Annotated in this window: 2 pseudogenes; both read right to left on the reverse strand. The window is 41.6% G+C overall.

Annotation, left to right across the window (positions count from 1 at the left end):
• Positions 1–873: pseudogene (locus ACEW8O_RS22360) on the reverse strand (biotin carboxylase); the annotation flags it as partial.
• 4 nt (positions 874–877) lie between these two features.
• Positions 878–1808, reverse strand: a pseudogene (locus tag ACEW8O_RS22365) (ornithine decarboxylase); the annotation flags it as partial.

A 1808-nucleotide genomic window follows, 5' to 3' on the forward strand; every position in this document is an offset into this window, starting at 1 on the left:
GCATGCTTCGATAGCAGATCCTTTGCAGCGGATACGCTTCATAATCTTGACCTCATCTTCTTTGATAATCTCCTCCTCATGCTTTTTGAATTCTTCTTCATTCGAAATAAAGAAAGTGGTATGTCCTGAATCACCGAAAGGCGTCTGTATTACAAGTTCACTTCCCAAATCCTTAGTAATTTTTGTAAGCTGCTTGTAGTCCTTCACCTTGGAAAGTACATAAGGGACACAGGCTACGCCGGCTTTTTCGGCGATACGGTTGGTGTTTACCTTGTTATCCAGAGAGTTCCGCATTTCAGCTTTTGGGAACATGATTTCCAGACCTAATTTTTCTGCAAGCCTCTCGGTTTTTTCGTCAAACATGAGGAACATTGCTTTTCCGGTATTGCCATCTATAGCCCGTGTTTTGAGATAGTCCTGCACTTCGGGGTGTTGCAACAGATAATTATTGATGTCTTCTATGCCTTCAAAATCGTCATGGGGAATTTCATTTTTGGGAGAAAAAACATTTGGATGTTGGCCATCAAAGCAATCAATATAACAGATGAATTTAAAGCCTTTGATCCATTCATCAGCACCCAATAAGTTGAAATTGGTAGCACTGATAAAATACAGCGGCTCTTCATTTTTGTGGAAAGACCTCCTTATGTCTGAAACACCAACCAACTCAGCCTTTGATTTCTTACCTCCATTTTTCATTTCATTACCAGCTGCCGGTTTTTTAGATGTCCTGGTGGTAGCAGCAGGTTTAGTTGCAGCAGGTTTGGTTATTTTGGTTGTTTTTTGCTCAGTTTTTATGGGTGCACCGGGAATAGAAACTTTCATATCTCGTTTTACCGGTTGATCTGTTTTATTATTTGTTTTAGTTGCCATAATCTTAGTTTTTTAAGGGTTTGGTTAATATTTTCTTTTTTGCATTTGTCGATCCCATCGAGGTGACTGTTTTGTGTCTGTTCATCACACTATCTTTGAAAACCCGAAGTCCGAGATCAGCTCTGTAACCATGAATCTCAGAGACATCCAGAGCGGTGAGAAAATGTATAATTTCTTTACTCACTACCTGCCCGGGGACAAGTACCGGAAATCCGGGTGGATAAGGAATGATAAAAGACGAAGCCACAAGCGTCCTGCCTTTTTCCATTGAAGGCAAGCAGTCCTCCATATGGATGTATTCACAACTCTCCTCATTGTAAGCGATAAAAAATGCTTCCCGGATATTTCCGCCCGGCACACCCGGCACGGCCTGGAAAGATTCATGAAAATAACTGAAATCAGGCAGCGGGGGAAAATCCTTGATTAATGATTGGATTTTATTTTGACGGATCGTTGTCTCCTCTTCATTCAGGCTTTTAAATTCCAGATCCAGCTCATCGGCTATTTTTAGCAGGGCATTGGTAAGGTAAGCCACACTACCCCTCGTGGTTCCAATATTGGTCATGAATAAGACCGTGTTTCTGGACGTTTTGTTGATCTGGATATTGAATTTATCCATTAGGTATTTATTCTTGAAAGTATCTCCATCCACTCCCGTGCGGCCGATATGGAGGGTTATTTTTGTAGGATCCAGGACAAATTCATCCCTTTCCCACGCATTTTCCATTCTGTTCCAACCTTCTTTTTTGTTGTAATATTCCGACAGGCCGGATTCCCTGTATTCTTGGGGAATAAAATCACTTACTGTCAGTACATCAAAATATTTGCTCAAACGGGGATGGTCATTTATTTTGGCGCGCAGCCCCATTGCCATCTCAATACTTTTTTCCACGAGCTCATACCCTTCAAATTGCACCTGTCTCCTACCGGCATCG

The sequence above is a fragment of the Aquiflexum sp. genome, assembly GCF_041749095.1.
In the GTDB taxonomy this organism is placed as follows: Bacteria; Bacteroidota; Bacteroidia; order Cytophagales; family Cyclobacteriaceae; genus Aquiflexum.